At 60.9% G+C, this 25,866-nt stretch carries 28 protein-coding genes; 20 read left to right on the top strand and 8 right to left on the bottom strand.

Annotation, left to right across the window (positions count from 1 at the left end; all coding sequences use genetic code 11):
• Positions 1-216 precede the first annotated feature (216 nt).
• Positions 217-2,787, top strand: coding sequence for a methyl-accepting chemotaxis protein (locus tag Q0859_RS20410; RefSeq protein ID WP_299154807.1), 2,571 nt, complete (start codon positions 217-219; stop codon positions 2,785-2,787).
• Positions 2,788-2,891: 104 nt separating this feature from the next.
• Here the strand turns inward: Q0859_RS20410 and metG are convergent, their stop codons facing one another.
• The 3 genes from metG to Q0859_RS20395 form a co-directional block, all read right to left on the bottom strand.
• On the bottom strand, positions 2,892-4,604 hold the full coding sequence (metG, locus tag Q0859_RS20405; protein ID WP_299154806.1) for a methionine--tRNA ligase: 1,713 nt from the start codon (positions 4,602-4,604) through the stop codon (positions 2,892-2,894).
• Between the two features lie 67 nt (positions 4,605-4,671).
• A complete protein-coding gene (locus tag Q0859_RS20400; RefSeq protein ID WP_299154803.1) occupies positions 4,672-5,895 on the bottom strand; it encodes an MFS transporter in 1,224 nt (407 codons plus the stop codon).
• 66 nt (positions 5,896-5,961) lie between these two features.
• Positions 5,962-6,546 (bottom strand): YceI family protein, encoded by a 585-nt coding sequence (locus Q0859_RS20395; RefSeq protein WP_299154801.1) that lies wholly within the window; start codon positions 6,544-6,546, stop codon positions 5,962-5,964.
• 221 nt (positions 6,547-6,767) lie between these two features.
• On the opposite strand from Q0859_RS20395, the gene Q0859_RS20390 reads away from it, so the two are divergent.
• Positions 6,768-7,811 carry an aldo/keto reductase gene (locus tag Q0859_RS20390; protein WP_299154799.1) on the top strand — a complete coding sequence of 348 codons (1,044 nt, stop codon included), beginning with the start codon at positions 6,768-6,770 and terminating at the stop codon, positions 7,809-7,811.
• Positions 7,812-7,823: 12 nt separating this feature from the next.
• On the opposite strand, the gene Q0859_RS20385 is transcribed toward Q0859_RS20390, so the two are convergent.
• A complete protein-coding gene (locus Q0859_RS20385) occupies positions 7,824-8,765 on the bottom strand; it encodes a helix-turn-helix domain-containing protein (protein ID WP_299154797.1) in 942 nt (313 codons plus the stop codon).
• A gap of 72 nt (positions 8,766-8,837) precedes the next feature.
• On the opposite strand from Q0859_RS20385, the gene Q0859_RS20380 reads away from it, so the two are divergent.
• The 5 genes from Q0859_RS20380 to Q0859_RS20360 are packed head-to-tail and all read left to right on the top strand — an operon-like array spanning position 8,838 to position 12,853.
• Positions 8,838-9,752: a 3-keto-5-aminohexanoate cleavage protein gene (locus Q0859_RS20380; RefSeq protein ID WP_299154794.1), complete on the top strand. Its 915-nt coding sequence runs from the start codon at positions 8,838-8,840 to the stop codon at positions 9,750-9,752.
• Positions 9,749-10,279: a lipocalin gene (locus Q0859_RS20375; protein ID WP_299154793.1), complete on the top strand. Its 531-nt coding sequence runs from the start codon at positions 9,749-9,751 to the stop codon at positions 10,277-10,279. Before Q0859_RS20380 ends, Q0859_RS20375 begins: the two co-directional genes overlap by 4 nt.
• Positions 10,279-10,590, top strand: a complete 312-nt coding sequence (locus Q0859_RS20370; RefSeq protein WP_299154791.1) for a hypothetical protein — start codon at positions 10,279-10,281, stop codon at positions 10,588-10,590. Before Q0859_RS20375 ends, Q0859_RS20370 begins: the two co-directional genes overlap by 1 nt.
• A gap of 44 nt (positions 10,591-10,634) precedes the next feature.
• Positions 10,635-12,110, top strand: a complete 1,476-nt coding sequence (locus tag Q0859_RS20365) for a carnitine 3-dehydrogenase (protein WP_299154789.1) — start codon at positions 10,635-10,637, stop codon at positions 12,108-12,110.
• A complete protein-coding gene (locus Q0859_RS20360) occupies positions 12,107-12,853 on the top strand; it encodes an SDR family oxidoreductase (RefSeq protein ID WP_299154785.1) in 747 nt (248 codons plus the stop codon). Before Q0859_RS20365 ends, Q0859_RS20360 begins: the two co-directional genes overlap by 4 nt.
• A gap of 63 nt (positions 12,854-12,916) precedes the next feature.
• Here the strand turns inward: Q0859_RS20360 and Q0859_RS20355 are convergent, their stop codons facing one another.
• Positions 12,917-13,777, bottom strand: a complete 861-nt coding sequence (locus tag Q0859_RS20355) for a helix-turn-helix transcriptional regulator (RefSeq protein ID WP_299154782.1) — start codon at positions 13,775-13,777, stop codon at positions 12,917-12,919.
• 115 nt (positions 13,778-13,892) lie between these two features.
• Here Q0859_RS20355 and Q0859_RS20350 point away from each other — a divergent pair, with 115 nt between their 5' ends.
• Positions 13,893-14,828 (top strand): fatty acid desaturase, encoded by a 936-nt coding sequence (locus Q0859_RS20350; protein ID WP_299154780.1) that lies wholly within the window; start codon positions 13,893-13,895, stop codon positions 14,826-14,828.
• 16 nt (positions 14,829-14,844) lie between these two features.
• A complete protein-coding gene (locus Q0859_RS20345; RefSeq protein ID WP_299154778.1) occupies positions 14,845-15,747 on the top strand; it encodes a DMT family transporter in 903 nt (300 codons plus the stop codon).
• Between the two features lie 44 nt (positions 15,748-15,791).
• Here Q0859_RS20345 and Q0859_RS20340 read toward each other — a convergent pair whose 3' ends face one another.
• Together Q0859_RS20340 and Q0859_RS20335 are read right to left on the bottom strand one after the other, a co-directional pair.
• Positions 15,792-16,493 carry an NUDIX hydrolase gene (locus Q0859_RS20340; protein ID WP_299154776.1) on the bottom strand — a complete coding sequence of 234 codons (702 nt, stop codon included), beginning with the start codon at positions 16,491-16,493 and terminating at the stop codon, positions 15,792-15,794.
• A 36-nt stretch (positions 16,494-16,529) separates the two neighbouring features.
• Entirely contained in the window at positions 16,530-16,937 is a 408-nt protein-coding gene (locus tag Q0859_RS20335; protein WP_299154773.1) for a DUF983 domain-containing protein, read from the bottom strand.
• 215 nt (positions 16,938-17,152) lie between these two features.
• On the opposite strand from Q0859_RS20335, the gene Q0859_RS20330 reads away from it, so the two are divergent.
• Genes Q0859_RS20330 through Q0859_RS20315 form a run of 4 tightly spaced genes read left to right on the top strand, consistent with a single transcriptional unit; the run spans position 17,153 to position 19,108 of the window.
• Positions 17,153-17,599 carry an EF-hand domain-containing protein gene (locus Q0859_RS20330; RefSeq protein WP_299154770.1) on the top strand — a complete coding sequence of 149 codons (447 nt, stop codon included), beginning with the start codon at positions 17,153-17,155 and terminating at the stop codon, positions 17,597-17,599.
• Between the two features lie 59 nt (positions 17,600-17,658).
• Positions 17,659-18,246 (top strand): RNA polymerase sigma factor, encoded by a 588-nt coding sequence (locus tag Q0859_RS20325; RefSeq protein WP_299154768.1) that lies wholly within the window; start codon positions 17,659-17,661, stop codon positions 18,244-18,246.
• A gap of 5 nt (positions 18,247-18,251) precedes the next feature.
• Positions 18,252-18,611, top strand: a complete 360-nt coding sequence (locus Q0859_RS20320) for a hypothetical protein (protein ID WP_299154765.1) — start codon at positions 18,252-18,254, stop codon at positions 18,609-18,611.
• Between the two features lie 2 nt (positions 18,612-18,613).
• On the top strand, positions 18,614-19,108 hold the full coding sequence (locus Q0859_RS20315; RefSeq protein WP_299154763.1) for a periplasmic heavy metal sensor: 495 nt from the start codon (positions 18,614-18,616) through the stop codon (positions 19,106-19,108).
• Positions 19,109-19,112: 4 nt separating this feature from the next.
• Here the strand turns inward: Q0859_RS20315 and Q0859_RS20310 are convergent, their stop codons facing one another.
• Positions 19,113-20,510, bottom strand: a complete 1,398-nt coding sequence (locus tag Q0859_RS20310) for a diguanylate cyclase (RefSeq protein ID WP_299154761.1) — start codon at positions 20,508-20,510, stop codon at positions 19,113-19,115.
• 94 nt (positions 20,511-20,604) lie between these two features.
• On the opposite strand from Q0859_RS20310, the gene Q0859_RS20305 reads away from it, so the two are divergent.
• From Q0859_RS20305 to Q0859_RS20275, 7 genes are all read left to right on the top strand, one after another.
• Positions 20,605-20,889: a DUF3572 domain-containing protein gene (locus Q0859_RS20305; protein WP_299154758.1), complete on the top strand. Its 285-nt coding sequence runs from the start codon at positions 20,605-20,607 to the stop codon at positions 20,887-20,889.
• Positions 20,886-21,590: an HAD family hydrolase gene (locus tag Q0859_RS20300; protein WP_299154757.1), complete on the top strand. Its 705-nt coding sequence runs from the start codon at positions 20,886-20,888 to the stop codon at positions 21,588-21,590. The genes Q0859_RS20305 and Q0859_RS20300 overlap by 4 nt, the downstream gene beginning before the upstream one ends.
• A 110-nt stretch (positions 21,591-21,700) precedes the next feature.
• Entirely contained in the window at positions 21,701-23,263 is a 1,563-nt protein-coding gene (locus Q0859_RS20295) for a trimethylamine methyltransferase family protein (RefSeq protein ID WP_299154755.1), read from the top strand.
• A gap of 94 nt (positions 23,264-23,357) precedes the next feature.
• Positions 23,358-23,945 carry a heme NO-binding domain-containing protein gene (locus Q0859_RS20290; protein WP_299154753.1) on the top strand — a complete coding sequence of 196 codons (588 nt, stop codon included), beginning with the start codon at positions 23,358-23,360 and terminating at the stop codon, positions 23,943-23,945.
• A 14-nt stretch (positions 23,946-23,959) separates the two neighbouring features.
• Complete coding sequence (locus tag Q0859_RS20285; protein WP_299154809.1) at positions 23,960-24,979, top strand: GGDEF domain-containing protein; 1,020 nt, start codon at positions 23,960-23,962, stop codon at positions 24,977-24,979.
• A gap of 342 nt (positions 24,980-25,321) precedes the next feature.
• The gene (gene pufB / locus Q0859_RS20280) at positions 25,322-25,477 is read left to right on the top strand and encodes a light-harvesting antenna LH1, beta subunit (protein WP_299154751.1); all 156 of its coding nucleotides are present in this window, start codon (positions 25,322-25,324) and stop codon (positions 25,475-25,477) included.
• Positions 25,478-25,489: 12 nt separating this feature from the next.
• The gene (locus Q0859_RS20275) at positions 25,490-25,837 is read left to right on the top strand and encodes a light-harvesting protein (RefSeq protein WP_299154749.1); all 348 of its coding nucleotides are present in this window, start codon (positions 25,490-25,492) and stop codon (positions 25,835-25,837) included.
• The last annotated feature ends 29 nt before the right edge of the window (positions 25,838-25,866 follow it).

Genomic DNA, 25,866 nt, shown 5'->3' with positions numbered 1-25,866 from the left:
CTTAACTAAGCCCAGATGAGCGACGACTCCTCAAAGTCAAACCGCCATCTGTCTCAAACCATTTGATGACGGACACATAGAATGCATCATCACCAGCCAAGGTCACCATATCCGCATATCGATCGGCATTAAGGGAGTGGTAAGGCACGTGCGATAGGAGATCTGAACGGCGCCCCTTCAAGGTTGAGTGGCACGCTTTCGGTCAAGGATCTTTCGATGCGCTTTTTCGACACTCTCAGGAAAACCGGGTACCGGTTCAATACGTTGCTCGTCAAATCGGCGCTGCTGACGGGTTTTGTGACTATCGCAGTCCTGTCAACACAGACGACCCTTGATCTTCGCAACAAACGTCTGATGGCAGGTGATCAAATATCAGCACGGGCCGTGGATGTGACCCGATTGCTCGCCGATCAGATGGCTGGATCAATCAAGTTCGGTAATGAGGTGGCGGTGGCGGACATCTCCATCGGAGTTGTTGAAACTGCGCAACCCGATGCCAAGGGCGCATTTGTGACGAATGCCGATTTGGGTGTCCTGTTTGCGAGCGAGGGTCTTGAAGAAAGCAGATCGATTTTTCTGGAATTGGCCGAACAATCCATCGCAAGCGGTGAACTGGTGACATCTGAAGACGGGTTATATGTCGCCGCACCGGCCTTATTTGGCGGGGAAGGGGCAATTGCGGGGGCCGTCGTCACCGCATGGGCAAATGACCACGTTATGGCGCAGGTCCTCAAGGCGCAGCGTACGGCCTATATCATCGCGGCTTTTATGTTTGTGGCCACCATGATGCTGGTGGTGACGTATGTCTGGTATGCTGTGTCGCGCCCGGCACTCTATTTAGGGCGATCAATGGGCAAGATGGCCCGTCATATCTATGATATCGAGATCCCTTATACCAAACGTCGGGATGAGATCGGCGAAATTGCCCGCCAGATTGATGGATTTCGCGTGTCATTGTCCAAAGCAAAGCGGGCTCAACGGGACAGCGCATTCAAAAGCGCCGCATTTGAAGGGAGTACGGCACCAATCATGATGGTGGATGAAGCCTGCAAGGTGATTTTTGTGAACCCGGCATGTTGTGCTTTATTGTCCCAATTGGTGCCTGATTTGATGGAAATCTGGCCGGATGCGGTTGAGGGTGCCTGGGTTGGTGCGGACCTGACGACCATGTCGGGGGTCAAGAATGCCTTTGCCCAGATCGGTGACGCGGATGGTCAGGATGATATGGCGTTTTACAGCCGGATCGGGGCGCGTCATGTGCGCATCAAACTCAATCCGGCACGCGACCACAAAGAACGGCTGATAGGGGCTGTGATCGAGTGGAGCGATCGCACCAGTGCGCAGCGCAATGCAGCGGTTCTTCAGGGGATCGACACAACTCAGTTGCGGATGGAATTTGATGTGGCCGGGCAGTGCACGGTGATGAATGATTTTGCGGCCACGTTGCTTGGATATGCGGATGATCGTCCGAATAATTTGATGCTGAATGACATATTGAGTGACACGCAGACGGATGTCGCGCTCCCCTCGAACCTGGCTGTCGCCGCGCTGTCACATGCCTCCGTACACGGTAAAATCGACATCCAAGATCGAAAGGGGGAATGTCTGGTCGTTGATGGTGGCTTTATCACGGTCAATGCCGAAGATGGGACCGTTGAACGTAGCATTCTCATTGCGTCCAATGTGACGCAATCCGAACAGGACATCCGGGCAGCGCGTCTGGATCAGGCCCGCGTCAGCGAAGAACAGACAGGTGTTGTGCTGGCACTGGGTGATGCCTTGCAACGCTTGGCGAACGGCGATCTGACGACAGAGCTGTCACAGAACATCCCCGAGGATTACCAGACGCTTCGGACGAATTTCAATCTGGCTTTGGTGGCATTGCGGGATGCGCTGACGACTGTCACCCAAAATGTGCAATCCATTCGCAGTGAAACGACCGAGATCACTAGCGCGGCTGATGACCTGTCGCGGCGAACGGAACGGCAGGCCGCGACTTTGGAAGAAACGGCTGCGGCACTTGACGAACTGACCTCGTCAGTGCGGTCGGCGGCTGAAGGCGCGGATGCGGCAAGCAAGATGTCGGGCGACGCGCAGGCCAATGCGGAAAGAGGGGGGGAAATTGCCGGTCAGGCGGTTCACGCGATGGACGGGATCAAGGCGTCATCTCAGGAGATCTCCAAAATCACCAGCGTGATTGATGATATCGCCTTTCAGACGAACCTGCTTGCGTTGAATGCAGGGGTGGAAGCGGCGCGCGCGGGTGAGGCGGGACGCGGATTTGCTGTTGTCGCCACCGAGGTGCGGGCCTTGGCGCAGCGATCATCTGATGCAGCACGCGAGATCAATACGCTCATTTCAACAAGCGCCGAGCAGGTCGAACAGGGTGTGGACCTTGTGGATCGTACCGGAACAGCGCTGTCGGCGATTGTGTCTTCGGTTGCGGAAATATCGGAACGTGTTGCTGAGATCGCGAGTTCAGCGCGTGAGCAATCCGCCGGATTGAACGAAATCAACGTGGCCGTAAACGAATTGGATCACGTCACCCAGCAGAATGCCGCGATGTTTGAAGAGACGACCGCCGCAAGCCATGCACTGACATCCGAGGCCGATGCGCTTGCCGCCGCCGTCGCCAAATTTCAACTTGGAAGCGCGGCGGAGGCCAAAGATGTGGTGCTTGCGCCGACACAACCCCGATCTGCATTCGCCGCACCGATTGCAGGAAATACGGCGCTGGCTTTGGACACAGAAATCACTGCGGCGGAAACCGGTTGGGAGGAGTTTTGACCAAGGTCCAAGACCTGTGATGCGCCTGTATTCAAACGGGGTGCACAACGCCTGGCGTTGACCCAAAGCCTGACTAACATGCAAATCAAACGGTGCGGCAATCGTTATTCACGGGTGCCGGAAAACTGTTCTTTCCATCGTTCGGTGTCTTCACCGGTGATCTTGGTGAACAGATTTTCTGGTACAGTGAACGGGTGTTCGGGCGACAGCTGCGTGAGGGTTCGGGCCATGTCCGAGGGCCATTCCGCATCTTCAACACCCATCGCCATCAGCATCTTTGCCGAGGCATCCGGAATGAAGGGGGCCGACAAGGTCCCGTAAAGTGCGATCAGGTTCAGTCCCATCCGTATTTGCATGGCCGCAGCGTCGGGGTTCTCCTTTATGGTCGTCCATGGGGCGCACGCCTGTAAATATTCGTTGCCCGCAACCCAGATGGCGCGAAGTTCCTGCGCGGATTTGCGGACTTCCATCGCCTCCATCGTGGCGACGTAGCGCGCAATGCGGGCATCAAGATCCTCGATCAGCGCCTGCTCGCGCGACCCGTAGGACGTCCCGGCCGGAACGGTTTCACCAAATTTCGAGCGGCAGAATTTTGTCACCCGGCTGACGAAATTCCCCAAAACGTCGGCGAGATCCTTGTTCACGCCCTGCTGGAACAGCTCCCACGTGAATTCCGAATCCGATGTTTCCGGGCAGTTTGACAGCAACCACCACCGCCAGTAGTCGGCAGGCAAAATCGCGAGGGCCTGATCCATGAACACACCCCGCCCCTGGCTTGTCGAGAATTGGCCGCCATCATAATTCAGGTAATTGAACGATTTGAGGTGATCGACCATTTTCCAGGGCTCTCCGGAGCCAAGCAATGTGGCGGGAAAACTCAGCGTGTGAAACGGCACGTTGTCCTTGCCCATGAACTGGGTATAGCGCACATCGTCCGCGCCCTTGTCGGTGCGCCACCAGCATTCCCAATCCGCGTGCCCGTTTGCATCAGCCCATTCGCCCGCGCAGGCGATGTACTCGATCGGCGCATCAAACCAGACGTAGAAAACCTTGCCCTCCATCCCCGGCCATTCTGCATCGCCGCGCCGGACCGGAATGCCCCAGTCAAGATCGCGGGTGATACCGCGATCCTGCAAACCGTCACCGTCATGCAACCACTTTTTCGCAATGGATGTCGTCAGCAAGGGCCAATCAGTTTTGCTGTTGATCCAGGCATCAAGGTCGTCCTTGAGGGCGGATTGGCGCAAATAGAGGTGCTTGGTGTTGCGCACCTCAAGATCGGTGGAGCCGGAAATGGCCGAGCGCGGCTCAATCAGGTCGGTGGGATCAAGCTGCTTGGTACAGTTTTCACACTGATCGCCGCGCGCCTTGTCATATCCGCAATTCGGGCACGTCCCCTCGATGTAGCGATCCGGCAAATAGCGCCCATCGGCATTGGAGTAGACCTGCTGCTCGGACACTTCGTGGATCAGATCCGCGTCGGCCAGCCGCCCGGCAAAATGCTGTGTCAAGGCGTGGTTCTGGGGCGAGGATGACCGACCAAAGTGGTCGAAAGACAGCCCGAACCCTTTGGCGATCTCGGCCTGGATCGCGTGCATCTCGGCGCAGTATTCGGCGACCGGTTTGCCAGCCTTGGCGGCGGCCAGTTCCGCCGGGGTGCCATGTTCGTCGGTGGCACACAAAAACAGCACTTCGTTGCCGCGCGCGCGTTGGTAGCGGGCATATAGGTCGGCGGGCAGCTGGCTCCCGATCAAATTGCCGAGATGTTTGATCCCGTTGATATAGGGGATGGCGGATGTGATCAGGTGACGTTGCATGGCGGGCCTTTGGATGAATGTCGCCCGTGTACCAGTGCCGTGCGGCAGGGAAAAGGCCCTGTCGGCCTTAGCGGCGATCCCGGCTGCGCCCGGTCAGCCGTCCGATCAGAAACGAGGTGCGCGGTGCGTAAACGTAGGCGGTGCGTTTGCTTGGGCTGGCCCGGGTCCGCATCCGGGCCAGACCGAACAGGATCAGGCCGCCATGCCCGACCGCAATCATCCCAAACAGCGCCGATGGGCCAAAACTGTCGATCAGCGCCGAGGCGGTGAATGGTGCTGCGATTGCGCCGAGTGCGAAATAGAACATCAGCGCCGCCGACAGCTCAACCCGTTCGGAACTCTCGGCAAAATCGTGGGCATGGGCGGCGGCCACCGAATAAATCGGGAATGTCGTCAACCCGAACAGCCCGGCCGTAATCATAATCCCATATGTGCCCAACCCGGCGCTGAGCGCGGTGACCGCACAACTGCACATGGCCGCAGCCGACAGCCAGATCAGAACCCATCGGCGGTCATATTTGTCGGCGAGCCAGCCAACAGGGTACTGTGCCAGTGCGCCGCCAAGCACGAAAGAGGCCATGAACCACGCAATCTGGGGTGTGCTCAGCCCGACCTCTTGCCCATAAATCGGCCCGACCATCCGAAACGACGCACTTGAGAGGGCGGCGACGATTACCCCCGCAGCCGCCAGAGGAGAGCGTTGCGCGGCCAATCGCGGGCGCAGTCGCGGGGCGTTGGGTGTTTCGGGCTGTTTGATCGTGGTCAATGTCAGCGGCAACAGGGCCGCGCAGCACACAATCGCAAGCAGGTTGTAGCTGACATAGCTGGCCGGTTCGAGCACACCAATGACCAGTTGGGCGGCCAGCGATCCGCCCATGTCGATCAGCCGATAGACCCCCATGGTGCGTCCACGGGTCTCGTTTGTGACCTTGGCCTGCAACCACGCCTCGACCACGGTATAGCAGCCCGCCACACACATGCCCGATGCGATCCGCATCAACGCCCATGCGATGGGGTCCACGATCAGCATATGCGCGATCAGCCCGATCGCACCCGTCGCCGTGAAGGCTGCAAAGGCCCGTGAATGACCGACACTGCCCATCAGTCGCGGAGCCCACCAGCACCCGATGAAAAACCCCAGGAAGTGCGCCGAGCCCAGCATCCCGATCTCTTGCCGCGTGAAATCAAGTGCCAGGCCCGAAAGTGCATCCAGCGGCCCGAGTGAGCCGGAGCTGAGCTGCAATAGAACGACGGACAAAAAGAGAGCGGCAAAGGAAATGATCAGGCGCATATTCGCACCAGCTTGGCGCAGACTGGCAAACGGGCCATGCGCGGATTCGACGGTCGCGTGTCGTTTTTATCCGTTTGCAGAGATTTCTGCGGCGATGTCGATGCCCACGATATCGTCGACCAGATCGGGATAGCCGACCGCACCAAAGTCCCGGCGGTTGATTTGACCCGACAGCTGAACGCTGAGTGCGCTGAGATCATTGGACGTGCTGCCGCGTGTTCGAAACAGACCGGCCTTGAATTGAACGGGGCGGGTTACGCCGCGCAGGGTCAGATCTCCCCGCAACGCAGCCCCGTCTGAAATGCGCCCGCCCGGTCCAAGGATCACTTGTGTCGAGCGAAACCGCGCCAGTGGGAAGTCTGCGGTGTTCAACACGCTTGCCGATTTTAGCGCCTCGGTGGCAAAGATCAGGCCGGTGCGCGCGGCGCGCACGTCGGCTGTCACGTCAGCGGTGGACGCGGCCAGATTGTTGGGGTCCACCGTCAAATCCGCTTGGGTGATTGGCACAGTGCCCCGCACGCGATTTCCATTCAGCACAAAGGTGTAGGTGATGGTCGAGCGCCCCGGAGCCAGCCCATAGGGCTGTGATACGCCCATGCTGGGTGCTGCGATCGAGGCAAGGGCGAGTGTCAGAAAGTGTCGGCGAAACATGCGCGTGTCCTTTTCATGCACGGGGTTATGTCAGGTTAACACGGCAGTGCTGGGATTTATGCACCGATACCTGTCGTTGATGTGTGGACCGTGACAGAGGCTGATCCCTTTGATGCGCCGCAGCGACGTTTTTTGCGGCGCAAAGGTGTCTGGGAAAATCTACTTGCCCGTCCACACCGCACCGCTAGGGTCAGCACCATCACAACGCGAAGGACACCCCTATGGAAAGACGCAAACTCGGCCGCACGGATATCGATGTCTCGGTCCTGTGCCTGGGGTCGATGACCTGGGGCACCCAGAACACCGCCCAAGAGGGGCATGCCCAGATTGATCGCGCGTTGGATGCTGGTATCAACTTTGTCGATACCGCCGAAATGTACCCTGTCAATCCGATCAGCGCCGAAACTGTCGGGCGTACCGAGCAGATCATCGGCTTGTGGGTCGAGCGGGGCGGTACCCGTTCGGATATGGTGCTCGCGACCAAGCATTCGGGAGCCGGATTTTCTCATGTACGCGGTGGAGGTCCCATCACGGCCGCGACGATCCCCGCGACGATTGAGGGATCTCTGCGTCGATTGCAGACGGACTATATTGATCTCTACCAGTTCCATTGGCCCAATCGTGGCAGCTATATGTTCCGCCAGAACTGGACCTTTGATCCCTCTGATCAGGATCCGGTGGCGGTGCGGCAGAACATGGATGACTGCCTTGGCGCGTTGCAGGCCGAGGTGGATCGCGGCACGATCCGCGCCTTTGGCTTGTCCAATGAAAGCGCGTGGGGGACGGCCGAGTGGCTTGCGTCGGCTGCCCGCAAGGGTGGGCCGCGCGTGGTGTCTGTGCAGAACGAATATTCGCTGATGTGCCGCCTTTATGACACCGACATGGCCGAGTTGAGCGTTAACGAAGACGTTGGTTTGCTTGCATTTTCCCCGTTGGCCGCCGGGCTGCTGACGGGCAAGTATCAGGGCGGCGCGGTCCCGGATGGATCCCGCCTGTCGTTGAACCCCGATCTGGGCGGGCGCAGGACCGCGCGCGCATTCGAGGCGGTCGATGCCTATCTTTCGGTTGCTGGACGGCATGGGCTGGACCCGGCGCAGATGGCGCTCGCGTGGTGCATGACGCGCCCTTTCATGGCGTCCGTCATTTTCGGTGCCACCACAATGGACCAGTTGGAGGTCGCGCTTGGTGCTGCTGATCTGACGCTGAGCCAAGAGGTGATGGACGACATTGATGCCGCGCACCGCGCCCATCCGATGCCGTATTGAATGTATTCGTGTTTATCTTTGCAGTCGTGGGGCGAGGCGCGTTTCGCGCGGTTGTTCCCCAAACTGCGCCCTGTAGGCGCGGCTGAAAGTCGAGCTGGAGGTAAACCCGGTCGCCAGCGCCACTTGCTGCACCGTGTCTGCGCCGATGCACAGCAGGCGGTGCGCCTCTGTCAGCCGCAGTGTCAGATAATGTGCTTTGGCCGTGATGTTCAGGGCGCGGCGGAAATGGAGTTGCAGGCTGCGCGGGGTCAACCCGAGCTGTGCGGCGATGGCTGGCAATGGCAGCGGGTGTTCCAGATGTGCCTCCATCAGCCGGTGAGCGCGCGCGGTGATCGGGGTGTGCGGTCGCGTCGGCGGGTGGCGCATCTGTGGGTCCGAAGGGGCCGGACGGCTGGTGTGGATAAAACTTGCCGCGACCTGCGCCGCACAGCGTGCCCCCGCTTTGACCTGGATCAGGTGCAGCATCATATCAAGCGCGGGCGCGGCCCCTCCGCTGGTCCAGCGTTGATCTGACACGACGTATCGCGCGTTGATCGTCTCGACTTCCGCAAAGGTGGTTGCAAATTTTTCCAAATCTTCCCAATGGGTTGTGGCTTTTCGCCCGTTCAGAAGGCCGGACTTGGCCACGACCCACGGCCCCCCGTCAATCGCCAATACGGTGGTGTCCGGCTTGGCCAGGCGGCGCAGACTGGCCATCAGATGAGGCGTGGCTTGGGCCTCCAGCGCGAACCCGGCCACCACGATCAGCACATCACAGGCGGGCACTCTGTGCAGCGGTGCTGCCGTCACCCGCAACCCGCTGGTCAGCATCACATCTTGAGTTCCCGGCGTCGCCAATTGCCAGTCAAACACCGTGTGCCCGGCCTGTCGGTTCGCCGCCCTCAGCGGGTCAATGGCGGCAGCAAGCGACAGCGTGTTGGTGTCTTGCAGAACAAGAACTACGGTTTTTGTCATTTTTATTCGTTTTTTAACAAGTTTGTTGTGCCTTCATCCGCAAACTGGCGAAAAATGCAAGGATATAGACAGATGCCCCTGGCCATGAACACCGAGGTTTTCATCACCTGCGCCGTGACCGGATCGGGCGGCACGCAGGACCGCAGCCCCCATGTCCCGCGCAGTCCCAAGGAGATCGCGGACAGCGCGATCGCGGCGGCCAAGGCGGGGGCCGCAATTGTCCACTGCCACGTGCGTGACCCCGACACCGGCGCGCCGTCCCGCAAGCTGGACTACTACCGCGAGGTCACGGACCGCATTCGTGATGCGGATGTGGATGTGGTGCTGAACCTGACGGCCGGCATGGGCGGTGACATGATCTTTGGCGACGTCGAGTCACCGCTGCCCTTGCAAGAGGCGGGCACCGACATGATCGGCGCGTCCGCCCGGGTGGCCCATGTGGCCGAATGCCTGCCCGAGATTTGCACGCTTGATTGTGGCACGATGAACTTTGCCGAGGCCGATTATGTGATGACCAACACGCCGGGCATGTTGACCGCCATGGGGTCGATGATGACCAGGCTGGGCGTGAAACCCGAGATCGAGGCCTTTGATACCGGCCATTTATGGTACGCAAAACAACTTGTTAAGGATGGCGTGCTTGACGCGCCTGCCTTGGTCCAACTGTGCATGGGCGTGCCGTGGGGTGCGCCGGACGACCTCAATACGTTCATGGCCATGGTCAACAACGTGCCGGACGACTGGACGTTTTCGGCCTTTGGATTGGGGCGCAACCAGATGGCTTATGTGGCCGCCGCTGTCCTGGCAGGCGGCAATGTGCGCGTCGGTCTTGAGGATAACTTGTGGCTGGCCAAGGGTGAATTGGCCCAGAATTGGCAATTGGTCGAGCGCGCAGGCACCATCATCGAAAATATGGGCGCACGCGTGATTGGCCCGGCAGAGGTGCGCGAAAAGCTGGGCCTCGTGAAACGGGCTCCAAGCGCTTGAGCGTCGCGCGCATCGTTCGCACACTTGCAGCCGCCCTGCTTGGGTTGGCGCTGGCGGCCTGCGCGCCCCCGCCTGATGGCGGCACCTTGCGCGATCTGAATGTACCGATTGGCGTCACCAGCCGCTATGACGATGCGCGTTTTGGCGGTGCGTGGCAGGTGCGCGGGGCCTATCCGGTGGATGGCGACCTTGTGACAGTTGAGCGGATTGGGCGCGTGCAAGATGGGGCCGCATGGATATTGGCCGCACAGCCATGTCCGACATGCCCGGTCAGCCAGACCACATGGGTGGGCGAGGTCGATGTGCCCGGTGCTGACCGGCTGCGCAGCCCCACGGGCGCAATGCGCCGTGCTGTGGTGATCTGGGTGGACGAGGGGTTTCGCACCGGGGCCATTGCGGACCCGGATGGGCAATTCGCGTGGGTTCTTGATCGCAATGCAACAGGCGGGGCGGATCGCATCAAGGCCGCCCGCCAAATTCTTGAGTTTTCGGGCTTTGACCTTGCAACCATGCGGATGCGCCCCTGATGGACAACATGCTGATCTATGCGGGCATTCCAGTGCTGGCCGCGCTTGCCGCCTATCTCTGGACATGGACGCCGGTGTGGCTGGGCGGGCTGCTTGTCGGTGCGGCAGCGGCGGGGGCCTACGCGGTGGGTGTCCTGGGCAGTGCGTGGAGCATATACGGACTGGTCGTACTTGGCCTTGGCTGGATTGGCGCGGTGATTGGCCACCGCTACGGCGCGGATGAGGAAACGGTGGCGGGCCTCGTGTGGTTCATCCTGTCGATTCTTGGTGTGCTGATCTGGATCATTGGGCCGGAGGGCCTGTTTGGATGACCTGTGCGCTTGAGAGCGTGATCTAAAAAGGGAAGGGGGCCGGAATGTCACACACAGCGGCGATCATCGGCGGGGGTGTCATCGGGGGGGGGTGGGCTGCGCGGTTCTTGCTCAATGGCTGGGATGTGCGGGTGTTTGACCCCGACCCCGAGGCTGTGGAAAAGCTGGCCCCGGTCCTTGCACAAGCGCGCCGGGCCTTGCCCAGCCTTGTCGATGTGGCGCTGCCACCCGAGGGACGCCTGACCTTTCACGCCGACTTGGCCGAAGTCGTGACAGGCGTGGACTGGATACAGGAAAGCGTGCCCGAACGTCTTGAGATCAAACACAAAGTGCTGGCCGACATTCAGGCGGCCTGCCCGGTGGATGCAATCATCGGGTCCTCGACCTCTGGGTTCAAGCCGAGCGAGTTGCAGCAGGGCGCACAGCGCAAGGGGCAGATCATGGTCTGCCACCCGTTCAATCCGGTCTACCTGATGCCCCTGATCGAGGTTGTGCCCTCGCCCGACACTGACATCGCATTGGTCGTAAAGGCCGAAGATATCCTGCGCTCTCTCGGCCATTACCCCTTGCGCGTGCGCAAGGAAATCGACGCCCATATCGCGGATCGCTTTCTTGAGGCGGTGTGGCGCGAGGCATTGTGGTTGGTCAAGGACGGGGTCGCCACCACCGAAGAGATCGACGAGGCGATCCGCATGGGCTTTGGCATCCGTTGGGCGCAGATGGGTCTGTTTGACACCTATCGCACTGCGGGGGGCGAGGCGGGCATGCGGCATTTCATGGCGCAATTCGGCCCCGCCTTGCAGTGGCCCTGGACCAAGCTGATGGATGTGCCTGAGTTCACGGACGAATTGGTGGACCTGATCGCGGGCCAGTCCGATGCCCAATCAAGCCATATGAGCATCGCAGAGATGCTGGCGGCGCGCGACGACAATCTGGTGGGGATGATGCGCGCGCTCAAGGCCAATAACTGGGGCGCAGGCGCTGTGATGAACGCGCACGAGGCAGGCCTGCGCGCGGGCACGGTGCTTGGCGCGCATGTGGATCGGGTCAAGGACATCTCGGCCCCGCTGTTGACCGTGCGCCGTGCGGTGCCCTTGGATTGGACCGACTATAACGGGCACATGAACGAGGCCCGTTATTTGCAGGCCTTTGGCGATGCGACGGACCGGTTCATTGCGATGATCGGCTGTGATGCGGATTATATCGCGACGGGCGGCAGCTATTTCACCGCCGAAACCCATATCCGCCATGTGGATGAGGCCCATGCGGGGGCCGTGATCGAAGTGCGCACCCAAGTGCTGGCCGGTGCGGGCAAAAAGCTGCATCTGTTTCACGAGATGCTTGAGGGAGAGCGGTTGCTGGCCAGTGGTGAGCATTTCCTGCTGCATGTTAGCCTCGACACCCGCCGCCCCTGCGATCCCGCACCGCAGATCGTGCAGGCGTTGGACCGTGTGGCGCAGGCCCACGCCGCATTGCCGGTGCCCGAAGGCGCGGGACGTCACGTCGGCCAACGTCCATGAGCCGCGTCTTGATCACAGCCGGGGCGTCAGGGATCGGGCTGGCCATGGCACGCGTGTTTGATCGGGCAGGCTATAAGGTGTGGGTGTCGGATGTGGACGCAGAGGCGGTCGCTGCGCTGCCGTCTCATTGGCAGGCACATGTCTGTGACGCGATCGATGAGGCAGGCGTCGCCGATTTGATCGCCCGCGCCGGACCCTTGGACGTGCTGTGCGCCAATGCCGGGATCGCAGGGCCAACGGCTCAGGTCGAGGATGTGGCGCTGACCGAATGGCGTAGCTGCGTGTCCGTCAATCTGGAGGGTGCGTTTCTGGCTGCCAAACATGCGCTGCCCGCGATGAAGGCGGCAGGGCGGGGGGCGATGATCTTTACCTCCTCCACCGCCGGGATCTACGGCTATCCCAACCGTGCGCCCTATGCGGCTGCCAAATGGGCCATCATCGGGTTGATGAAAACCGTCGCGATGGAGGCCGGGCCCTTTGGCGTGCGTGCCAATGCGATCTGCCCCGGAGCCGTGGAGGGGCCGCGCATGGAGGGCGTGCTGGCCCGCGAGGCCGCCGCCAAGGGCATGAGCCGCGATCAGGTCTACGCGGGCTATGCGGCGGGCACGTCGATGCGCAGCTTTGTGGAGGCGGAGGACGTTGCGGATATGGCGCTGTTTTTGGCCTCGGACGCGGCGCGGCGTGTGTCGGGGCAGGTGATCGCTGTGGATGGGCACACGGAAAACCCTGATCCCAGGCTTTAGGCCGGTGTGCGGCTCTGTTTGCCTGTCGGCAAAGGTGCCCGCCCACCGACCCGGGTGTAGCCCCTAGTTGATCAGCTTGCGCAGACTTTCGAAATGGGCGGGCATGTCCCGCGCTGTATGCGCCGCCTGCCGCACCAGATCATCGAAATGCAGCGACAGTGTTTCGATCCGTTCACGATCTCGAAACGCCATGTAGTGCCCGCCTGTGTACAGCACGGCGAGCAGTGGCCCGAACACGGTAATGGGCGCGGAATAGAGTGCGCGTTGGTCAAACAGGTACAAGCGCAGCCGGGGATAAAGGTGGCGCGACAGGTCCAGCAGCTGATCCAGTTGGTCGTGCCGCGTTTGCGCTGGAAGGTCTGTGTAATATCCCGTTCCCGCAGCAAAACTGTGCAACTCATAGATCGGCAATGCGATTTCATAATCTGATTGTGCTGTGCGCATCCAGTTCAGCCGATCCCTTGATGCATTGATCGCTTGCGCTGTGGTGCGGCCCAGATGGGGCCGAAATTCCCATTCCAGCATGGCATTGGTTTTGAGCATATCGGGCAGACCTGCGGGCACATGTCGGATTTTGTAACCCGCCGCCTCTTGGTGCCAGCCAAAGATGCGTTCATCAATCAGGGCGCGGGGGGCGTGGGTCAGCGACAGTGCGGCGGCTGTCAGGGCCGCAGCGCTTTCAGGGCGGTCTGACAGGCCAAGCAACCAATCCGCCGACACCCCAAGTGCCTGCGCACAGGCCGCCACCACATGCGCCCCCGGCAGGCGTGCCCCGCTGTCTGACAAGGCTTGGCTGATGGTGGAACGGTCCGTGCCAGTGTAGCGCGCCAGCGCGCTTTGCGACATGGACTTGTCTTGCATGGCCCGCTGAAGGCGCTGGCGAAACTGATCTGCCCGGTCCCGCTTGTCTAGAATATCACTCATATTGTGATCTTTGTCACAGAATGACGGCTTTGTTAACATCTTTCAGAATGGCCGTGCGCACGATGTGCCAGTAATTTGAGCGTCTCATTTTTCTTGCCCAAAGTAGCTCTCTTCAGTGTCTTCTTCTTCTGCTACCTCGTCCCGTCGCCTGCCCAAAGCCCGCCCTGCGCGTGTGGAGTGGATCACGCTTGCCTTGTTTGTGGCCTGCATATCGGGCTGGGGCGTCGGTGTCTTCTGGCTTGCGTCTGTCTCAACCAGCCTCTCTGTTGTTGTGGTTGGTTTGACGTTGGTGCTGCACGCCTCGCTGACACATGAAGTGCTGCACGGGCACCCGTTCAGGTCACGGATCGCCAGCGAGAGCCTTGGGATGATCAATCCGGGCCTGTTCATTCCGTATCTGCGGTTTCGCGACACGCATCTGGCGCATCATCAGGATGCGAACCTGACGGACCCGTATGACGATCCCGAAACAAATTATGTCGACCCCGTTCGATGGCGGCAGTTGCCGCGCGCGGTGCAGTGGGTTCTGGAGGTCAACAACACCTTGGCCGGACGTATGCTTGTTGGTCCGCTGATTGCGCAGGTCTGTTTCATGCGGTCCGACTGGGCGGCGATGCGGGGTGGGGATCGGCAGGTGATGCTGGGCTGGGGCCTGCATGTGCCCGGCGTGATAGGGGTGGTGTGGCTGGTTGCAGTATCACCGATGCCCATTTGGGCCTATCTGCTTGCCTGTTACGCGGCCTTGTCGGTTCTGAAAATCCGCACCTTTCTGGAACATCAGGCGCACAGTAAGGCGCGCGGGCGCACGGTGATTATCGAAGATCGCGGGCCGCTCGCTTTTCTGTTTCTGAACAATAACTTCCATGTCGTGCATCACATGCATCCCGGCGTACCATGGTATCGGCTGCCCGGGGTGTATCGGGCGCATGCGAGCCGCTATCTGGCCTGTAATGAGGGCTACCGCTATCGCAATTACGCGCAGGTTTTCGCCCGGCATTTCTGGCGTGCAAAGGACGGCGTGCCCCATCCGCTCTGGTCCTCTGATCGCTGATCGGTGATAGAGGGCCATGGCCCTTTGGATCCCAATCACTCTCGCGGCGGCGTTCTTTCAGACGTTGCGGTTCATGCTGCAACGCCAGCTGTCACTGGGGACGCTGACGGCAGGCGGGGCGACGCTGGCGCGGTTCCTGTATTCCGCCCCGTTGGTGGTGGTCCTGATCACAGCCTATATGAGCATCCGGGCTCAGGCATGGCCCGCATTTCCGCCCGGGTTCTGGACCTACGGTGCGGTAGGGGGGCTGGCACAGATCCTTGCGACGGTCGCTACGGTCAGCCTGTTCAAGTCGCGCAATTTCGCCGTCGGGATCACTTTCAAAAAGACCGAGACCATGCAGGCGGTGCTGGTGGGGTGGCTTATCCTGGGCGATCATGTCACGGCGCTTGGGTTTGTTGCCATCGGGATCGGGCTGATTGGGGTGTTGTTGCTGTCAACGCCTCCGGACCTTTCGAAGTTCCGATGGCGTGACATGGCGAACCGTTCGGTGGGGCTGGGGCTGAGTGCGGGCGCGCTGTTTGCGGTGTCGGGGGTCAGTTATCGGGGGGCATCCCTCAGCCTTGGGCTGGATGATCCGCTGGCGCGGGCGGGTCTGACACTGGCGGCAGTGACAACGATGCAAACCATCGCGATGCTGTTTTGGTTGCGCCTTCGCGATCCGGGCCAGATCAGTGCGGTCTGGGCCGCCCGGCGCATTGCGCTCTGGGTCGGGCTGATGTCGATGGCCGGATCGTTCTGCTGGTTTGTGGCCTTCACATTACAAAACGCGGCTTATGTCAAAGCGGTCGGACAGGTGGAGCTGGTATTCAGCATGCTTGTCACCGTGCTGATCTTTCGCGAGGCGATCAGCGCGCGGGAATGGGTCGGTATGGCGGTGCTGATGACCTCGATCCTGATGCTGGTCGCGACCATCTGAAGGGGGCCGTGCAAGGTGGACGTGTCGTCCGCCAGCATCAGGGCTCAGTCAGGCATCGCTGTGCCGCGCAACCGCAGAAACAGGCTTTGTTCGTCGTCATTCCTGAAATAGGGCACGCTCGCGGGTGGGGCCGGGTCGGCGACGCGGGCGTTGACCTCGCTCAGCACGACCTCGGTGATAAAGGGCATGTCAAAGCGGCGCATATCCTCAAGCGCAACCCATTGCAGATGGGACAACTCGTCCGAGGCGGCGCTGAAATCATCGGGGTCCGAGGCCAGATCATCCGCATCTATCAGGAAAAACCGCGCGTCAAACCGGCGGGGCCGCCCTGGCGGGGTCAGTGCGCGAAACACGAATTGCAAAGGGGCCGCATGGGGCAGGTGTCCTGTCGCGGCAAAACCGGCCCAATCGGTAGGGGGCGCATCCCATGCACCCGGCAGGCCCAGCACTTGCCCGGTCTCTTCAAACAGTTCTCGGATCGCGGCAACAGCCAGCGCCGGACCAAGGTCCGGGGCGCTGTCATCGCGCAGCCGTTGGTCGTTTGGCGGGCTGAGTGCAGACCTCAGCGGGACCGCATGATCGCCTGCATCCACAGCGCCACCCGGAAAGACGAACTTGCCTGGCATGAATACGGCATGCGCCCCGCGCTGCCCCATCAGGATGCGGGGTGTTGTCGCGCGATCACGCAGCACGATCACGGTGGAGGCATCCCGCACCTGGGTTTTGTCGATGGGATCAACTGTCATATATGCGCCTCCGATCTGTGATCCGGGGGCGCACCGCTAGTCCGACGCGTGCCCGAACCCACCCATTTGCCGCGCCCACTGAAAGGCGACAATTGTCCCCTTGAGCCGGGGCAAGAGGTACAGGGACAACGCCACACAGCCAACCGCAAAGATTGTAAACAGCACAAGCGGATCAGGCCGCCATTTCACAAACACAAAGTGCAGAAGCGGTGCCATGAGGTGTCCGACCAGCAGAATGGTGATGTAGGCGGGCCCGTCATCGGCCCGGTGATGACTGTAGTCCAGCTTGCACACCGGGCAGGATGGTGCCACCTGCAGGTAGCCTTTGAGCAACTTGCCTTGCCCGCAGCGCGGACACCGGTTGCGCCAGCCCCGAAACAGGGCTGGACGGACTGGGTGTTGTGTTGTGCCGTCAGAGGGGTCTGCGATATGGTCGGTCTGCATGATCTGCGTCCTTGGATGCTCGCGTGACCCCTTAAATGGGTGCTGTGCGTGCAGAACGAAATAGCGCAAAGCGTCCTTGCGTCGTGATGTCGCGCAGGATGTGTCGAAACCTTGGGCGAAAATTTTTTCGACGGAATGCGGGATGGGGCCCGTTTGATGGTTATGAGGCGTTCGGAAATGTCCCTGACGACCTCGGGCCAAAAACGGAGAATGACATGAAAAGTACAACTTATATCGCGCTGGTTGCCACGATTGCCTTGGGCGTGAGCACGGTGCTGGCGATGGCCTCCAATCGTGGGCCGGACTTCAGCACATTGGACGCCGATGCCAACGGTGAAATCACGATGCAAGAGTTGCAGGCCAGCGCCGCCACCCGCTTTGACGAGGCCGACACAAACGCCGACGGCTTTCTGGACAAGGCCGAGATCGAGGCCCGTGCAGCCGCTCGCAGCAGTGATCGTGCCACCAAGATGATCGAGCGGATGGATGCAAATGCGGATGGCAAATTGTCACCAGAAGAGATGCAGACCACCCGCCGCAATCCCGCCCGCTTCTTTGAGCGTATGGATGCAGACAACAGCGGCACCATCAGTCAGGCCGAGTTTGATGAGGCCCGCGCCAAGATGCAGGACCGTCGCGCCAAGCGCATCAACAAGAACTAAGCGCCACACCCCGGCCCGCCTCTTGTGCAAGGGGGCGGGCCGGGGATACGCCGGATGCAATGACTATGCCGCTTGATACCAGCCCCGACACGGATGATGCCGCACTTCTTGCGCGCTATGGTCGTGGGGATGCGGCGGCGGCCCGCAGTCTCACGGTGCGCCTTGTCCCGCGCGTTCACGCCCAGGCCTACCGGATGTTGGGCGATACGGCCGAGGCCGAGGATGTCGCCCAGGATGCCATGATGCGGTTGTGGAAAATTGCACCCGACTGGCGAGAGGGCGAGGCGCAGGTTTCAACCTGGTTGTTCCGGGTGGTGGCCAATCTGTGCACGGACCGTCTGCGCAAACGCCGGGGGGGCAACGTCCCACTTGAGGATGTGGCGGAACCTGCCGATCCCACCCCGTCGGTCGAGGTGAATTTGCAGACCCGCGCCCGGCAGGACGCGTTGCGCGCCGCCCTTGCCGATCTACCCGAACGCCAGCGTATTGCCGTCGCGATGCGCCACTTTGACGGGGCCTCGAACCCCGAAATCGCTGCGGCCCTTTCGATCAGCACCGAAGCGGTCGAAAGCCTGACGGCGCGGGGCAAACGCGCCCTTGCGCACGCACTGAAAGGGCAGGCCGATGCCCTTGGATATGAAGGATGACGGATATGACCCGCCCCCCCGACCGCCGCGATGAAGCGGCCTGGCTTGATGAGATGCTGGATGACATGGCCGGGGCGGATGTGCCCGGCCCCTCTGCGGATCTGATGGCCCGTGTTCTGGCGGACGCGGTTGCGCAAATGCCCCCGCCGGGTGGTGCGCCTGCCTCTGTCCCGCTGTGGCGTCAGATCGTACGCGGCCTTGGGGGGTGGAGCGCTGTGGGCGGTCTGGTCGCGGCGGCGGCCACCGGCTTTGTCGTGGGGCTTGGCGGCCTTGAGACGGTCGGCGCAGACGCGCTGTGGTTGGATACATATTATGACAGCTCAAGCGCGCTTGACGCATTTGGCTGGGATTACGAGGAGGGCTGAGCATGAACGACTCCCCCGAAAAACAACGCTGCCCGTTGTGGGTCAAGGTCCTGTTGGGCCTGTCGCTTGCGCTTAATCTGGCGGTGGCGGGCCTCGCTGCGGGCCTTGCGCTGCGCGCTGGTGGCGGTCCGGGCGGCGCGCGTGTGCCCGGTATCGGGTATGCGTTGCCCTATGTCGTGGCGTTGCCACGTGAAAGCCGGCGTGCTGTCTTTGATGCGGTGCGCGATGATCCGGCCTTGCCTGATCGTCGGGCGCGGCGTGCGGATTACGCGGCCATGGTCGCCGCCCTGACGCAGGACCCCTTTGATCGTGATGCGGCGCAGGCCATTCTGGAGCGTCAGCAAAATGGCGTGGCAGGCGTGCAGCGTGCCGCCCAATCCAAATGGCTGGATGTGGTCGCCGCCATGCCTGCCGCGACGCGTGCGTCTTATGCCGCGCGGATCGAAGACGTTCTGAAACGTGGTCCGAAACGGTCAGATCGCGGCCCCAAACCCTGAGGTTTCAGGCCGCCGGACGGCTGAGCGTGACCCTGTCGCGCCCGTTTGCCTTGGCCCCGTAAAGCGCCTTGTCTGCCCGGTCGAGCAGGGTTTCGGGGCTGTGCGCCAAGGTGGGCGTGGCCCGGTTGGCGGGATCGTAGACCGTCATGCCCACCGAAATGGTGGCCCAGATGCCCTCAGGCAGTTCGGGCACCTCAAAGACCGTGTCGCGGATCACACGGCACAGCCGTTGGGCCGCCTTCTTGGCATTGGCCAGTTCCGCGCCCGGCAGGACGATCAGAAACTCTTCGCCCCCGATCCGGGCCACAAGGTCGACGGCGCGCAGATTTTCGCGCAGCCGGGTCGCCGTTTCCACCAGCACCGCATCACCTGCCGCATGTCCATGGGTGTCGTTGATCGCCTTGAAGTGGTCCATATCGGCCACCATCACCGCAAAGGGCTTGCCGGTCTGGGCCGCCCGTTCGGCGATCCGCGCCAGATGTGGCATCGCATAGCGACGGTTGTGCAGCCCGGTCAGCGGATCGATCACTGCCGCTTCGATGCCACTGCGCACCGTATCGCGCAGCGCATCCGTCATCCGCTTGCGCGTCAGTTGCGCCTCAAGCCGCAGGGCAAGTTCGGCAGGGTCGCGGTCAAAGGCCATCAGGTCATTGGCCCCCATATCCAGCAATTGCGCCCCAAGCCGTGCATCCGGTTCCACCAACACCGCCAGAATGGCGCTGTGACGGGTGTCGGCATGGCTGCGGATCGTGGCCAGCAGGCCCAGCATGTCGCCCCCCGTTCCGGGTTCAACCACCAGAATGAATGCATCCGGAGCATCGCCGGGGCTGTGGTCACTGACTGCATCGCCCGGCAGACAGGTGCTGAGCGCCGCGGTGGATTTGCGCCCCAAGGCCGGACGCCACAGATCGATACAGGTCGGATCGTAAGAAACGATGCGCGCATGTTGTGCCGGGCCGAAATGCGCGTTGGGTTCCGCGAAGCCAAGCGCGCGCGAGGTGCCATCGCGCAGTTTCCATTCGCTGGCGGACGCATAGGCCCGGATCACGCTGCGCGCACGGGCCAGCAGCAACATATCCTCAACCGGTTTGAGCAACACGTCGTCGACGCCTGCGGCCAGCAATTGCAACCGCGACGCCGGGGCGTCATCGCTGCTCAGCACGATCATCGGCACCTTGCCCGCAAGGCCCGCCTTGCGCAGCCGCGCCATCAGGCGCAGCGGCCCCCCGTCGGGCAGCGTATCGGCGCACAGGATCAGGTCAGGCGTGGATTGTGCAATGGCCCGCATCGCATCCGCCACGCTGTCGGCCTGAGCCATGTCATAGTGATTGGCCGCAAGCTTGACGCGCAGGACGATGCGATTTGTCGCGATAGGGTCGATAACGAGGACCTTGCCGTGCATCTTATGTGTCCAATTCCAAACAATTAACGTACGTTTGTTTTTTGTTGGTTTAGGTTAACAAAGGGTTTCGAAATGGCCGGGAAGGGCGTTTGACATGGCGATGTCGCAAGAATCCGCCGAAGTGATCGGCTTAAAAGCGCTGGCATGGCTGGCCGCCCACGAGGAATTGCTGCCCGTTTTCCTTGGTGCAACCGGTGCCAGTGAGGCGGACGTGCGCAGCGGGGCAACCGATCCGGCGTTTCTAGGGGCGCTTCTGGACTTTGTGATGATGGACGATGCCTGGGTGCGCGAATTTTGTGACGGGGCCGGTCTGCCCTACGAACAGCCCATGATTGCGCGCATGTCATTGCCCGGTGGCGGTCAGGTGCATTGGACATGAGTGCGCCCGTGCGCGGCATCATCTTTGACAAGGACGGCACCCTGTTCGATTTTGGCACCACATGGGAGGCATGGGCCGCCGCTTTTCTGCTGAATGCCACCGACAATGACACCGCGCGTGCGACCAAGATTGGCCATGCCATCGGCTTTGATCTGGCCAAGCGCAAGTTTCGCCGTGACAGTCTGGTGATCGCAGGCACGGCTGGTGAAATCACCGACGCCCTGTTGCCGCATTTTCCAGGCATGGGGCGCGACGCGATGCTGAACATGCTTAATGCCGAGGCCGAAGTCGCGCCTCAGGCCGAGGCCGTCGCACTGGCCCCGTTTCTGCAAGGCTTGCGCGGGCGCGGTCTGACCCTTGGGGTTGCGACGAACGATGCCGAAAGCCCCGCGCGCGCGCATCTACAGGGCGCGGGCGTGGTGGATCTGTTCGATTTTGTCGCCGGGTTCGACAGCGGTCATGGTGGCAAACCAGCACCAGGCCAGCTGCTCGCGTTTTGCACGCAATGCGGGCTTGAGCCTGCCGATGTGATCATGGTCGGTGACAGCCTGCATGATTTGCGTGCGGGGCGCGCCGCCGGAATGCGCACTCTGGGTGTCCTGACCGGCATGGCCATCGCGGCTGATCTCGCCCCTCTTGCCGACGCGGTGCTGCCCGACATCGGGCACATCCCCGCATGGCTTGATCAGCAGGGCCTTTGAGGCAAACGGCACTCCGTCCCTGAAAAACGACACTTCCGGTCGCAATTGGCAATGTGATCCGCCGCCTGCTGCGCTGTTTTGGTGCGACACCAAGGCAAAAGGGCGATCACATGAGCGAGACCGGGCAAAAGCGCAGAACACGTGGTGGCGGACGGGCAGGGGCCGCTGCACGACGCGGCGGGGCCGTGATCGAACAGATGCCGTGGAACCCGCCGGTGATGATCGACGCCCCGATTGAGCCGCTGGCCCCCGAAGGCGTCGCGGCGATCCATGATGGCGCGATGCGCATCCTCGAAGAGATCGGGGTGCAATTCCTGAACGAAGAAGCCCTTGGCATTCTGCGCGAGGCGGGCTGCAAGATCGATGGTGATATCGTGCGCATGGACCGCGATTTTGTGATGGAGATGATTGGTAAGGCACCGTCTGAATTCACCCTCACCCCGCGCAACCTTGATCGCAAGATCACCATCGGCGGCAATCACCTGACCTTTGGCAATGTGTCCTCGCCCCCAAACTATTGGGACATGGAGATTGGGACCAAGGTCGCAGGCACCCGTGAGATGTGCGCCAACCTGCTCAAGCTGACCCAGTATTTCAACTGTATCCACTTTGCGGGCGGCTATCCGGTGGAACCTGTCGATATCCACGCCTCGGTCCGGCATCTGGACGTCGTCTATGACAAGCTGACGCTGACGGACAAGGTCATGCACGCCTATTCACTGGGCAAGGAACGCGTCGAGGACGTGATGGAGATGGTGCGCATCGCGGGCGGCCTCAGCCATGAGGAGTTCGAGGCGAGCCCGCGGATGTATACCAACATCAACTCGACTTCGCCGCTCAAGCATGACCATCCCATGATCGACGGGTGCCTGCGTCTTGTGCGGCGCGGGCAGGCAGTGGTCGTGACACCGTTCACGTTGGCGGGTGCGATGGCCCCTGTGACGATGGCCGGGGCTGTGGCTCAATCGATTGCCGAGTCGCTTTGTGCGATTGCGCTGTTTCAGTACGTCGCGCCGGGCTGTCCGTGCGCCATCGGGACCTTCACCTCGAATGTGGACATGAAATCGGGCGCGCCCGCCTTCGGGACCCCTGAATATATGCGCGCCACCCAGATGACCGGCCAATTGGCCCGGTTTTACGGGTTGCCCATGCGCTCGTCGGGGGTGTGTGCGGCGAACGTGCCGGACGGGCAGGCCATGTGGGAGACATCCAACAGTCTTTGGTCGGCCGTGCATTCTGGCACCAACATGGTCTATCATGCCGCCGGTTGGCTTGAGGGCGGGTTGATCGCAAGCCCCGAGAAATTCATAATGGATTGCGAGATTTTGCAGCAGATTCAGCGGTATCTGGATCCTTCGATCACCGCCACGACACCTGATGATATCGCGTTGGATGCGATCAAGTCGGTCGGCAATGACGGGCACTTCTTTGGCATTCAGCACACGCAGGATCGCTATACGACCGCGTTCTACCAGCCCTTCCTGAGTGATTGGAAAAACTACGAAGGATGGGAGGTCGCAGGGGGGATCTGGACGCCCGAACGGGCCCACGCGATGTACAAGGACATTCTTGCTAACTTTGAAGCCCCCGAGATGGACGCGGCCATTCACGACGAACTTGTGGCCTTCGTCGAGCGGCGCAAAACCGAAGGGGGCGCGCCAACCGACTTTTGACTGGGTCCCGCAAAATAGCTCAAATTGTATCTGTTATCGGAATGTTTAGAGCTGAACGTGCATGTATGGCGCGAGGAATTGGGATAACTGCGCGATGCATGGTCTGATCAATAGGGCAATCCAGTGCTTTGTCACTGACAGCTACGGTGCTGAAAAATGGGTCGAAGCGACGCGCGTGGCCGACCTCGATTTCGTCGAATTCGAGGCGATGCTGACCTATGACGATGATATCACGCCCGATTTGCTTGATGCGGTCAGCCATGTTCTGGACCGCCCACGTGACGAGATGATGGAGGATATTGGCACCTATCTGGTGTCTCATCCTAATGTGGAGGCGTTGCGCCGCCTGTTGCGGTTTGGCGGGGTGACCTTTGTCGAGTTTTTGCACTCTCTTGATGATTTGCCGGATCGCGCGCGGCTTGCGGTGTCCGATTTGAACCTGCCGCGTATTGAATTGCGCGATCATTCCCCCACGCAGTTCAGTCTGATTTGTCAAAGCCCGGTCGCAGGGTATGGTCATGTGATGATGGGCATATTGCGCACCATGGCGGATGATTACGGAACATTGGCCATGCTGGAACACACAGGGGCAGGCCATGGGGTTGAGACGATTTCCGTCTCTCTGATCGAAACCGAATTTGCGGAAGGCCGGGTGTTTGACCTCGGTGCGCGTGCCTCGTGAGTGATGTCATCCAAATGCACCAGACCATGGATACCTTGTGCCCGATGCATGTGGTGTTGTCGGCAACGGGCCATGTGGTTCATGCCGGTCCAACGGTACAGAAGCTGCGGCCTGACATGGCGATGATCGGGCGTCCGTTCCTCGAAATTTTTGACCTCAAACGCCCGCGCGCGATTTCGACAATGGATCAGTTGCGCGACACTGCGGGCACCAAGCTGCATTTGCAGCTGCGTGATGCCCCCCAGACCGAAGTGAAGGGTATTCTGGTTCCGGGATTTGCGCCGGGGCATAGCATCGTGAACTTGTCCTTTGGCATTTCTGTTGTTGACGCGGTGTCGGATTACGCGCTGACCAGTGCCGACTTTGCGGCCACGGATCTGACGGTGGAAATGCTGTATCTGGTCGAGGCGAAGTCGGCAGCCATGGATGCCTCGCGCAAGCTGAACCTGCGGCTGCAAGGCGCAATGATCGCCGCCGAAGAGCAGGCCTTTACCGACACGCTGACGGGGCTGAAAAACCGCCGGGCCATGGATCATGTGCTGGCCCGTCATATCCAGTGGGACACGCGGTTTGGTTTGATGCAGATCGATCTGGACTGGTTCAAGGCGGTAAACGACACGCTTGGCCACGCGGCGGGGGATCACGTGTTGCAAACCGTGGCCCGTGTCATGGTCGAGGAAACCCGCGAAACAGACACCGTCGCGCGCGTGGGCGGGGATGAATTCGTGATTATCCTGCCGCATGCCAAAGGGGCTGATGGGCTGCTGAGCATCGGGCGGCGCATCATCAAGCGATTGTCCAGACCAATCCCTTTTCAGGGGGAGGAGTGCAATATCTCGGCCAGCATCGGAACCGCGATCTTTGAGCCGGGCTCGGGTCTGACAATGGCTGAAATTCTCGACAATGCAGATGTGGCCTTATACGCGTCCAAACATGGCGGGCGCAGCCAGCAGACCATTTACCGCCCGGAACTGCGCGCCCAGACCCAGAACCTCGCACCACCGGTTGGGCGTGCCGATACCCGGACAGCATAGATCACTCTTCTTGCGGTGCCGGGTGCCTGCGGTGATGCGATCCCTACGAGTGAGTCGCCCTCACATCAAAAAACCGACCGGTGAGCCGCGTTTCCAGTCGGGTCCGTTTGCGCGGTGTCGTGGTCAGCGCGATCCATATGCGCCCTAAGCCTTTGATGGGTCTTGGTGATGATCGCTGCATGCGTAACCAACCACATATTTCAAGTGTCAGATTTTATTTACACTTGAAATTGTAATCTTTTCCTGACACCTTGAAGGATACAGTGTGTGTTTAGAGGCGACAGGAACGGGGCATGGCAAGCCTGATCCTGGCGCAAAGCTTCGAAACACGGAGGAATGAACGTGGCGGATAGTGACGACAAAGTGTGGCCAACAGGGCTCACGCTTGAAGAGGCTGAGGAAGTACACAGCTACCTCATCGATGGGACCCGCGTCTTTGGCGCAATTGCCCTTTTGGCCCACATTTTGGTCGCTGTGTCGACCCCGTGGTTGGGATAAGGGAGTCCTCACATGAACAATGCAAAAATGTGGTTGGTCGTAAAACCAACAGTTGGTGTGCCGCTGTTTCTGAGCGCGGTCGCGGTCGGATCCTTTGCGGTCCACGTCGCAGTGCTGAGCAACACATCCTGGGTGTCTGACTTTTTGTCGGGCAACGAACTGGGCTCGGGTGATGCGGTGTCTGCGGGCCTGCTGCCAAGCATGGACGCGGATGTGGCCAAGGCGACCTATGTGGTGCCCGGCGCAGATGGGTCACGTGAAGTGACGATCATCATGTCCGATGGCACGCCTGTCAAAGCGATCCTGCAACCGTCTGAGTTGCATGCCGCCTCAAATGCGACGCCGCTGATCTCGCAATAAAACACGTCAGCCCGCGCTGTAGGACAGGG

The organism is uncultured Tateyamaria sp. (assembly GCF_947497045.1).
Lineage (GTDB): Bacteria > Pseudomonadota > Alphaproteobacteria > Rhodobacterales > Rhodobacteraceae > Tateyamaria.
Note: the sequence above shows the minus strand (reverse complement) of the source record. Positions and strands in the feature narration are given on the sequence as shown.

Coding starts and splice junctions, on each gene's coding strand:
- Q0859_RS20385 (WP_299154797.1), bottom strand. CDS start 8,765: ATGACAAAAACCGTAGTTCTTGTTCTGCAAGACACCAACACGCTGTCG.
- Q0859_RS20330 (WP_299154770.1), top strand. CDS start 17,153: ATGAAAAGTACAACTTATATCGCGCTGGTTGCCACGATTGCCTTGGGC.
- Q0859_RS20300 (WP_299154757.1), top strand. CDS start 20,886: ATGAGTGCGCCCGTGCGCGGCATCATCTTTGACAAGGACGGCACCCTG.
- Q0859_RS20325 (WP_299154768.1), top strand. CDS start 17,659: ATGACTATGCCGCTTGATACCAGCCCCGACACGGATGATGCCGCACTT.
- Q0859_RS20335 (WP_299154773.1), bottom strand. CDS start 16,937: ATGCAGACCGACCATATCGCAGACCCCTCTGACGGCACAACACAACAC.
- Q0859_RS20360 (WP_299154785.1), top strand. CDS start 12,107: ATGAGCCGCGTCTTGATCACAGCCGGGGCGTCAGGGATCGGGCTGGCC.
- Q0859_RS20365 (WP_299154789.1), top strand. CDS start 10,635: ATGTCACACACAGCGGCGATCATCGGCGGGGGTGTCATCGGGGGGGGG.
- Q0859_RS20390 (WP_299154799.1), top strand. CDS start 6,768: ATGGAAAGACGCAAACTCGGCCGCACGGATATCGATGTCTCGGTCCTG.
- Q0859_RS20295 (WP_299154755.1), top strand. CDS start 21,701: ATGAGCGAGACCGGGCAAAAGCGCAGAACACGTGGTGGCGGACGGGCA.
- Q0859_RS20285 (WP_299154809.1), top strand. CDS start 23,960: ATGCACCAGACCATGGATACCTTGTGCCCGATGCATGTGGTGTTGTCG.
- Q0859_RS20340 (WP_299154776.1), bottom strand. CDS start 16,493: ATGACAGTTGATCCCATCGACAAAACCCAGGTGCGGGATGCCTCCACC.
- Q0859_RS20320 (WP_299154765.1), top strand. CDS start 18,252: ATGACCCGCCCCCCCGACCGCCGCGATGAAGCGGCCTGGCTTGATGAG.
- Q0859_RS20380 (WP_299154794.1), top strand. CDS start 8,838: ATGCCCCTGGCCATGAACACCGAGGTTTTCATCACCTGCGCCGTGACC.
- Q0859_RS20395 (WP_299154801.1), bottom strand. CDS start 6,546: ATGTTTCGCCGACACTTTCTGACACTCGCCCTTGCCTCGATCGCAGCA.
- Q0859_RS20310 (WP_299154761.1), bottom strand. CDS start 20,510: ATGCACGGCAAGGTCCTCGTTATCGACCCTATCGCGACAAATCGCATC.
- Q0859_RS20275 (WP_299154749.1), top strand. CDS start 25,490: ATGAACAATGCAAAAATGTGGTTGGTCGTAAAACCAACAGTTGGTGTG.
- Q0859_RS20345 (WP_299154778.1), top strand. CDS start 14,845: ATGGCCCTTTGGATCCCAATCACTCTCGCGGCGGCGTTCTTTCAGACG.
- Q0859_RS20290 (WP_299154753.1), top strand. CDS start 23,358: ATGCATGGTCTGATCAATAGGGCAATCCAGTGCTTTGTCACTGACAGC.
- Q0859_RS20400 (WP_299154803.1), bottom strand. CDS start 5,895: ATGCGCCTGATCATTTCCTTTGCCGCTCTCTTTTTGTCCGTCGTTCTA.
- Q0859_RS20370 (WP_299154791.1), top strand. CDS start 10,279: ATGGACAACATGCTGATCTATGCGGGCATTCCAGTGCTGGCCGCGCTT.
- Q0859_RS20410 (WP_299154807.1), top strand. CDS start 217: ATGCGCTTTTTCGACACTCTCAGGAAAACCGGGTACCGGTTCAATACG.
- Q0859_RS20305 (WP_299154758.1), top strand. CDS start 20,605: ATGGCGATGTCGCAAGAATCCGCCGAAGTGATCGGCTTAAAAGCGCTG.
- metG (WP_299154806.1), bottom strand. CDS start 4,604: ATGCAACGTCACCTGATCACATCCGCCATCCCCTATATCAACGGGATC.
- Q0859_RS20315 (WP_299154763.1), top strand. CDS start 18,614: ATGAACGACTCCCCCGAAAAACAACGCTGCCCGTTGTGGGTCAAGGTC.
- Q0859_RS20355 (WP_299154782.1), bottom strand. CDS start 13,777: ATGAGTGATATTCTAGACAAGCGGGACCGGGCAGATCAGTTTCGCCAG.